At 75.2% G+C, this 8,407-nt stretch carries 7 protein-coding genes; 3 read left to right on the plus strand and 4 right to left on the minus strand.

The features are described 5' to 3' along the window. Positions 1 to 18 precede the first annotated feature (18 nt). From NH342_RS05115 to NH342_RS05125, 3 genes are all read right to left on the minus strand, one after another. Entirely contained in the window at positions 19 to 813 is a 795-nt protein-coding gene (locus NH342_RS05115; protein ID WP_253012170.1) for an endonuclease/exonuclease/phosphatase family protein, read from the minus strand. An 82-nt stretch (positions 814 to 895) separates the two neighbouring features. After that, complete coding sequence (locus tag NH342_RS05120; protein ID WP_253012173.1) at positions 896 to 2,629, minus strand: HNH endonuclease; 1,734 nt, start codon at positions 2,627 to 2,629, stop codon at positions 896 to 898. Positions 2,630 to 2,772: 143 nt separating this feature from the next. Beyond that, entirely contained in the window at positions 2,773 to 3,624 is an 852-nt protein-coding gene (locus NH342_RS05125) for a helix-turn-helix transcriptional regulator (RefSeq protein ID WP_253012176.1), read from the minus strand. Positions 3,625 to 3,728: 104 nt separating this feature from the next. Here NH342_RS05125 and NH342_RS05130 point away from each other — a divergent pair, with 104 nt between their 5' ends. The 3 genes from NH342_RS05130 (at position 3,729) to NH342_RS24090 (ending at position 7,615) form a co-directional block, all read left to right on the plus strand. Continuing rightward, entirely contained in the window at positions 3,729 to 4,421 is a 693-nt protein-coding gene (locus NH342_RS05130; protein WP_253012179.1) for an SDR family NAD(P)-dependent oxidoreductase, read from the plus strand. Positions 4,422 to 4,580: 159 nt separating this feature from the next. Then, positions 4,581 to 6,605, plus strand: a complete 2,025-nt coding sequence (locus tag NH342_RS05135) for an NAD(+) synthase (protein ID WP_253012182.1) — start codon at positions 4,581 to 4,583, stop codon at positions 6,603 to 6,605. Then, positions 6,602 to 7,615, plus strand: coding sequence for an SRPBCC family protein (locus tag NH342_RS24090; protein ID WP_253012185.1), 1,014 nt, complete (start codon positions 6,602 to 6,604; stop codon positions 7,613 to 7,615). The genes NH342_RS05135 and NH342_RS24090 overlap by 4 nt, the downstream gene beginning before the upstream one ends. On the opposite strand, the gene NH342_RS05145 is transcribed toward NH342_RS24090, so the two are convergent. Then, positions 7,612 to 8,205, minus strand: a complete 594-nt coding sequence (locus NH342_RS05145) for a TMEM165/GDT1 family protein (protein ID WP_253012188.1) — start codon at positions 8,203 to 8,205, stop codon at positions 7,612 to 7,614. The two genes, NH342_RS24090 and NH342_RS05145, sit on opposite strands and share 4 nt — an antisense overlap. Positions 8,206 to 8,407: the final 202 nt, after the last annotated feature.

Raw genomic sequence — 8,407 nt, forward strand, 5'->3', positions numbered from 1 at the left:
CCTGCCTGGTCGCGGCCCTCAGAGGTCGAGCACCAGGGGCCGGTGGTCGGAGACGACCGGATCGGCGACCACCTCGAAGCGCCGGACCGCGTCGACGTCGGAGACGAGCGCGTAGCTCGCGTGCCGCACCGCCCTGGGGTAGAGGTGGGTGCGGGTGTCGGCCGTGCCGACGAGGTCGCGCAGGCCGGTGCCGGCCAGCACGGCGAAGGTCTCCGAGTCCGGCAGCAGGTTGAGGTCACCCACCAGGACGCCGAGGTCGCCGGGCCGGCGGACCCGCTCGACGACCTCGGCGATGCGCTGCGCCTGCGACCGTCGCAGGTCGGTGTCGCCCTTGCCGCTGCGCTCGCGGACGCCGTGGGTGTGCACCACGACGACGGGCCGGCCGCCGTCCGGGTCGACGACGCGCACGGCCTGCGCCAGGCGCGGCCGGCCCTCGGGCGGCCACTCGTCGTGCGCGGCGAACCCGCCGACGACGTGCTCCGCGTGGAGCCCGACCACCGGGAGCCCGTGGCGGACGAACACGGCCTGGCCGAACAGCTGACGGTGCCGGGTGCCGTCCTCGTCGACCACCGGCCCGGTGTCGAAGGTGACGAAGTGCGCCTCGTGGCCGGGCAGCACGGCGTGGACGTCGGCGAGCAGGTCGGAGCGCTGGCGCAGCGTGCGGTCGCCGTCGGCGTAGGTCACCCAGCCGTGGTGCGTCGCCGAGCTGGTGACCTCCTGCAGGCACAGCACGTCGGCCCCGACGGCGGGGAGCCAGGCGAGCAGGGCGTCCAGCTCGACCCCGCACCAGGCGTTGAGGCTGACGACGCGCACGGCCGCCGAACGTAGCGTCGCCCGCCGGCCCCAGGACGAGCGGGCCCCCGCGGGGACGTCAGCCGTCGATGCAAGGTGCCGCTCAGAACGGGGCGGGGTCCGCGACCGGGTCGTGCGGTGGCGGTGGCGGGTGCCCGAGGTCGAGGACGCGACCCTCGCCCGGTGGTCGGGTGACGACGGTGCCGCCGCCGGGCGTGGTGACGTGCAGGGTGCCGTCGGCGTCGAGGGCGAAGCGCCAGGCCCCGGCGAAGGTCTTCAGCCGGTGGTGCCGCCGGCAGAGCAGCACCAGGTTGCGCACGGAGGTGCGCCCGCCGGCCGCCGGGTCGCGGTGGTCGTAGGGGACGACGTGGTCGGCGTCGGTGCGCAAAGCGACCTGGCGGCAACCGGGGAAGCGGCAGTGCCGGTCGCGGGCGCGCAGGTACCGGTACTGGGCGGCCGTGGGGGTGTAGCCGACGGCCGGTGGTGGCGGCCCGACGCCGCGTCCGGCCCGTGCCGCGGCGAGCAGCTCCTCCGGGGTGGCGACGGCGAGCAGCCGCCCGTGCTCGCCGGTGATCGTGAACGCCAGCTCGCCGCCGCCGGGGTGGGTGAGACCGAGCGCGTCGATGCGCCGCAGCAGCTCCTGCACCGCGGCCGGCGACACCGGCAGCCCGCCCACGTCGCCGACCTGCGCGCCGCCGCCGGGCGCACCTGTCCCCACGGGCTCACCGGCGGGCGCGCCTGTCCCCATGGGCTCGCCGGCGGGCGCACCTGTCCCGTCGTCGGCCGGGGGCGGATCAGTGTCCCGCGCTCGTTCGGCTCCCTGGCCCGAGGCCTGGGCTGCCGCCTGCTCCGTGGCCCCGGCTACTCGGGTGTCTGCGGCTCGCGCCTCGGCGTCGGCGAGGAGGTCACCGATGCCGGGGACGAGCAGGTCGGCGAGGTCGGCGTTGATGGTCAGGTGCGCGATGGCCGGGTCGAGCTTCTCCCACGGCCGGGTCAGCAGGGTGACCACCAGGGCCGTGCGGATCTGGCCGGCCGGGCGGTCGTCCCCCTCGGCCTGGAGCTTCCGGACGAACGCGTCGAGCTGGGCCTTGACCAGCTGCGCGTCGGCGGCGTCCAGGTGGGTCGCGCGCAGGTCGGCCAACCCGTCGCCGGTGCCCTGCACCCGGACGTCGGCCTCCCGCTTGCGCAGCGCCCTGCGCCGATCGGCAGCCTCGGGGTCGGCGGCGACCAGGGCGGCGTCGACGCGTTCGCGCAGCGTGGTGGGCGGACAACCGGCGGCGGCCCACTCGACCCCGCGTGCCGCGACCCGGTCGACCACCGCGTGGTCGACCGGGCCGCCCCACGACGCGGCCTGGTAGCGCAGCGCCCGCACCAGCACCTTCGCCCGGGTCTCGTCGATGCGGCCGTCGGCCAGCGCGTGCCACACCACGGGCAGCTGCCGGACCAGCACCAGGTCGTCGTCGACCAGGTAGCGGGCCGAAGGCACCGACATCCGCAGCAGGACCGCGACCTCCTCGGGCAGGAAATCATCGGCGGCCTGCAGCGACGGGTCCTGTTCGTCGGCCTCGGGGCGGGTGTCGGTGCGGGTACCGGGTGCGAAGGGCAACGGGTGCTGCGCCCCGAGGGCGGCCTTGCGCTCCACGAGCCCGGCCCGGTAGGCCGCCAACGACGCCATCTGCCGGTGGACCGAGGCGAGCTCGGCGTCGAGGTCGGCGCCCTCCAGACCGGCGGACACGGCGAGGCCGGTCAACCGCGGCAGGACGGTCGGGCCCTCGGTGCGGTCCACGGCGAGGCGCGGGGTGATCTCCACCCAGAACCGCTGCGCCGTCGCCGTCATGGACCCATTCGACCAGAGGGGTACGACATTCCCGGGCTCGTCGACAGGCCGCTGAGCAGGCAATTCTTCGGAGTCGGGTCAGCGCGGAGCGTGACGTCAGGGGGCGGCGGGTCGAGAGGGGGTCGGCCACGACGGCGGGGACGTCAGCCAACGGCGGCGCCGGTGACGCGGAGGAAGTCCAGCTTCTCCGCCGCCGGCGACCCGGCGGCCACGGTCATGGCCACGATCTGCAGCTCCGAGCCGCTGACGGTGAACACGTCGCAGTCGACCTCCAGCGCGCCGACCGTCGGGTGCTCGAGCACCTTCCGCTGCGACAGGTGCTCCCCGACCACCCCGGTCGCCCACAGCCGCTCGAACTCCTCGCTGCTGGCCCGCAGCCGGCCGATCAGCGCACGCAGGCCCGGGTCGTCGTGGTGCCGGCCCTGCGCCCGGCGCAGCCCCGCGACCAACGACACCCGGAAGGCCGCACCGCCGTCGGCGTACACGGCCCGGCCGATGCGCTCCTCGGCGAAGAGGTCCTCGTGGAAGGTCTGCACGACCAGGTTCCGTTCCCAGGCGCTGCGCCCGGCCGGCTCGCCGAACAGCGCCGCCCAGGTCGGGCTCCACAGCAGGATGTCCCAGGACGCGGTGAAGACCGCGATCGGGACGTCGCCCATCCGGGTCACCATCCGCTGCACCCCGGCCGGCACGTGCGTGCTCACCAGTGCGTCCCCGGGCGGTCGCAGCCCGGCCAGGGTGTACAGGTGGTCCCGCTCGGCCCGGTCCAGCTGCAGCGCCCGGCCCAGCGCGGCCACCACCTGCGCGGACGGCGTCCGGGCGCGGCCCTGCTCCAGCCGGACGACGTAGTCCACGCTCACCCCCGCGAGCGCCGCCAGCTCCTCCCGCCGCAGCCCGGCCGCCCGGCGCACACCCCCGGTCGCCGTCCCCACGTCGGCGGGGGACAGCCGGTCCCGCCACGACCGCAGCAACGCCCCGAGCTCACCGTGGTCCGTCACGCACCCCAGTGTCGTCCGGTCCGCACGCCCCAGCCTGGTACCGGCACTCCACAGGCTGCGCCGGGCCACGCGCGACCACCCGCCGCGGGCGCAGGGTGGACACCATGACCACGACACTCATCACCGGCGGCAACAAGGGCCTGGGCCGCGAGACCGCCCGCCGCCTCCTGGCCGAGGGACACACCGTCTGGATCGGGGCCCGCGACGAGACCCGCGGCCGGCAGGCCGCCGACGAGCTCGGCGCGCGCTTCGTCCAGCTCGACGTCACCGACGACGCCTCCGTCGCCGCCGCAGCCGCCACCGTCGCCGAGCAGGGCGGGCTCGACGTCCTGGTGAACAACGCCGGCATCACCGGCACGCACGCCGACCCGGCCGAGCTCACCGGCGCCGACGCGCTCGCCGTCCTGGACACCAACGTGGCCGGTGCGGTCCGGACGACGACCGCCTTCCTGCCGCTGCTCCGGGACTCGGCCGCCCCGGCGATCATCAACGTGACCAGCGGTCTGGGCTCCTTCGCCGCGGTGCACGACACCGACCGCGTCGAGTCCACCGTCGTCGCGCCGCTGTACACCGCGTCGAAGTCCGCGCTGACCATGCTCACCGTGCAGTACGCCAAGGCCCTCCCCGGCATCCGGGTCAACGCCGCCGACCCCGGCTACACGGCCACCGACCTGAACGGGCACAGCGGACCGCAGACGGTCACCGAGGGCACCGACGCCGTCGTCGCGCTCGCCCTGCAGGGGGCCGGCGGCCCCACCGGCACGTTCACCGACCGCTCGGGCACCGCACCGTTCTGAGGTCGGCGTGGATCAGGTGGGACGACCAGCGTGCATCCTCCCGGGCCGACGTCGGGTGCGGAGGATGCACAGTCGTCGTCCCACCTGGTCCACGCTGCCGCCACCCGGCCGGGGGAGGGCGGCCGACGGCCGAGGCCGGGGCGCGCGACACTGATCACCATGGGGTTCACCTCGGTCTACCGGCACGGGTTCGCGCGCGTCGCCGCGTGCACGCAGCGCACCGCGCTGGCCGACCCGCCGGCCAACGCCGACGCCGTCCTCCGCCAGGCCCGGGGCTGCCACGAGGACGGCGTCGCGGTCGCGGTGTTCCCCGAGCTGACCCTGTCCGGCTACTCGATCGAGGACCTGCTGCTGCAGGACCCGCTGCTGGACGCCGTCGAGGCCGCGCTCACCCAGGTGGTCGAGGGCTCCCGCGACCTGCTGCCGGTGCTCGTCGTCGGCGCGCCGCTGCGGCACCGCAACCGCGTCTACAACTGCGCCGTCGTGGTGCACCGCGGCCGGGTCCTCGGCGTCGCGCCCAAGTCCTACCTGCCGACCTACCGCGAGTTCTACGAGCGCCGCCAGCTCGCCCCCGGCGACGACCAGGCCGGTGGCACGGTCCGCATCGGCGGCGACGACGTCCCCTTCGGCCCGGACCTGCTCTTCGCCGCCGCCGACGTCCCCGGTCTGGTGCTGCACGCCGAGGTCTGCGAGGACATGTGGGTGCCCGTCCCGCCCAGCGCCGAGGCCGCACTCGCCGGCGCCACGGTGCTGGTCAACCTGTCCGGTTCGCCGATCACCGTCGGCCGGGCCGAGGACCGCCGGCTGCTCGTGCGGTCGGCGTCGAGCCGGTGCCTGGCCGCCTACGTCTACGCCGCCGCCGGGGAGGGCGAGTCCACCACCGACCTGTCCTGGGACGGCCAGACCCTGGTCTACGAGAACGGCGTCCTGCTCGCCGAGACCGACCGCTTCCCCGACGGCGACCGTCGTGCCGTCGCCGACGTCGACCTCGACCTGCTGCGCCAGGAGCGCGCCCGGATGGGCACCTTCGACGACAACCGGCGGCACGTCGGGCCGTCCGTCCGCACCGTCGAGTTCACCCTCGACCCGCCGGAGGCGGACCTCGGCCTGCGCCGCGAGCTGGAGCGGTTCCCGTTCGTGCCCAGCGACGACGCCCGCCTCGAGCAGGACTGCTACGAGGCCTACAACATCCAGGTCGCCGGCCTGGCGCAGCGGCTGTCCGCCATCGGGGACCCGAAGGTGGTCATCGGGGTCAGCGGCGGGCTGGACTCCACCCACGCGCTCATCGTCGCGGCGCAGGTCATGGACAGAGCGGGGCGGCCCCGCAGCGACGTCCTGGCCTTCACCATGCCGGGGTTCGCCACCAGCGAGCACACCAAGGGCAACGCCTGGGCGCTCATGCGCTCCCTCGGCGTCACCGCCGCCGAGCTGGACATCCAGCCCACCGCCCGGCTGATGCTGCAGGAGATGGGCCACCCGGCCGGGGCCGGCGAGCCGGTCTACGACGTCACCTTCGAGAACGTGCAGGCGGGCCTGCGCACCGACTACCTGTTCCGGATCGCCAACCAGCGCGGCGGCATCGTGCTGGGCACCGGCGACCTGTCCGAGCTCGCGCTGGGCTGGGCCACCTACGGGGTCGGCGACCAGATGAGCCACTACAACGTCAACGGCGGCATCCCGAAGACCTTCATCCAGCACCTCATCCGCTGGGTGATCGCCACCGGCCAGTTCGACGACGAGGTCGGCGCCACCCTGCAGTCGATCGTGGACACCGAGATCAGCCCCGAACTGGTGCCCGGCGAGACCGCGCAGTCCACCGAGGCCAGCGTCGGCCCCTACGCGCTGCAGGACTTCACCCTCTTCCACGTGCTGCGCTACGGCTTCCGGCCCTCCAAGATCGCCTTCCTGGCCTGGCACGCCTGGCGGGACGCGGCCGCCGGGGACTGGCCGCACGCCTACCCCGAGGCCAAGCGGGTCGCCTACGACCTGCCCGAGATCAAGCGCTGGCTCGAGGTGTTCTGCCAGCGCTTCTTCGGGTTCAGCCAGTTCAAGCGCTCGGCCCTGCCCAACGGGCCCAAGGTCAGCGCCGGCGGCTCGCTGTCCCCCCGCGGGGACTGGCGGGCACCGTCGGACGGCTCGGCCGCGCTCTGGTTGGCCGAGCTGCGCGCGGGCGTGCCCGGGTGAGCACCCGTCCGACGGCGGCCGAGCGGGCCGCCGTCCTGCCCGGGGACGACGTCGTCCCCGACGCCGCCATCGCCATGGACACCGCCTTCGACCTGCCCGCGCCCCCGGCCGCCGTCTGGCCGTGGTTCGTCCAGCTGGGCAAGCGGCGCGGTGGCTACTACCTCCCGCGCTGGTTCGAGGCGCTCACCCCGCGCACCCGCCGCGGTCTGCGCCACCTGGACCCCGCCCTGCTGGGCCTGCGGGTGGGCGACACCATCCCCGACTGGGGTGGCCGGCACGCCACCTTCACCGCGCACGAGATGACCCCGCCGCACGTGCTGGTGCACCGGTCGGTGCGCGACCACGTCCGGCTCACCTGGGCGATCGTGCTGCGGGAGCAGGACGGCGGCACCCGGGTGCAGCTGCGGCTGCGGCTCGGCGGCGTCCGGCACGAGCGGGTGGCCCGCGTGCTGGGCGGCGCGGCCGATCGGCTGACCGTCACGGGCCTCGCCGTCGGGATGCGGGAGCGGCTCACCAGCGCAAGCGCCGCTGCCGATGCGGAACCGGTCCGGCCGCGGAACGATCGGTCGGTGGCCACCACCTCCCGGTACGTCGACGCCCCGCCCACCGCCGTCTGGGACGTCCTCGCCGACGGCTGGGCCTACAGCAACTGGGTGGTCAGCACCGCCACCGTCCGCGCGGTGGACGCCGCGTGGCCGGCGGCCGGCGCCGTGCTGCACCACAGCCAGGGCACCTGGCCGGTGACGCTGGACGACGAGGCCGTCGTCGAGGTGTCGGAGCCGGCCAGCCGCCTCGTGCTGCTGGCCCAGGGCCGGCCCTTCGGCGCGGCCCGGGTGCAGCTCGAGCTGGCGGCCGAGGACGGCGGCACCCGGGTCACGATGACCGAGGAGCCGGTCAGCGGGCCCGGGGCATGGGTGCACAACCCGGTGTCGGAGGCGCTGCTGCGCCGCCGCAACGTCGAGGCGCTGCACCGGCTGGCCGCGATGGTCGAGCGGCGCACGCAGCCCTAGAGGGCGCGCACGGTCTCCACGACGGCGATCACCGCGAAGACCAGGAACAGGCCCGCGGCGACGCGGCGGATCAGCGGGATCGGCAGCCGGTCGGCCAGCTTCGTGCCCAAGAACACCGCCAGGCCCGAGACGACCAGCAGCGCGGCCCAGGAGCCGAGGAACACCGACAGCGGGGCGTCGTAGCGGGCGGCCAGGCCCGCGGTGGCCAGCTGGGACAGGTCACCCCACTCGGCGGCGAACAGCACGCCGAAGCTGATCGCGGCGGCGCGCAGGAAGGGCACCTGCTCGCGCTGCTCGGCGGCCTCCCCGCCGTCCTCGGGTCCCTCGGTCGCGCTGCGCCACAGCAGCACGGCGCCCACGAGGAACAGCACCGCGACGACGCCGCTGACCACGGCGGCCGGGAGCAGCGACAGCAGCGAGCCGGCGGTGACCGCGATCGCCGACTGCACGGCGAAGGCGGTGCCCACGCCGACGAACACCGGCAGCGGGGCGAACCGGGTGGCCAGGACGAGCGTGGCGAACAGCGTCTTGTCCGGCAGCTCGACCGGGAGGACGAGGATGAACGCGGCAACGATGACCGACAGGACCAACGGGGGGACCCTCCTCTGGGCGCGCGGTGACCGTACCGGGAGCGCGCCGGGGCCAGGACCCGGCGCGCTCCCGACCCTCACTGGTTGACCCTGGTGGCGCGGGAGGTTGGTTGACAGCCTGTCGTGGCACCCCGGTGCCGTCGGTGCATCGCCATGCTGACCGAGCTCTTCGAGGGCCTGCCTGAGAAGTGCGAGCCCGACG

The sequence above is a fragment of the Klenkia sp. PcliD-1-E genome, assembly GCF_024124375.1.
Taxonomy (GTDB): Bacteria; Actinomycetota; Actinomycetes; order Mycobacteriales; family Geodermatophilaceae; genus Klenkia.

Bases quoted from the DNA above. Each gene is read 5' to 3' on its own strand.
- NH342_RS05120 (WP_253012173.1), bottom strand. From the start codon at position 2,629: ATGACGGCGACGGCGCAGCGGTTCTGGGTGGAGATCACCCCGCGCCTC.
- NH342_RS05130 (WP_253012179.1), top strand. From the start codon at position 3,729: ATGACCACGACACTCATCACCGGCGGCAACAAGGGCCTGGGCCGCGAG.
- NH342_RS05135 (WP_253012182.1), top strand. From the start codon at position 4,581: ATGGGGTTCACCTCGGTCTACCGGCACGGGTTCGCGCGCGTCGCCGCG.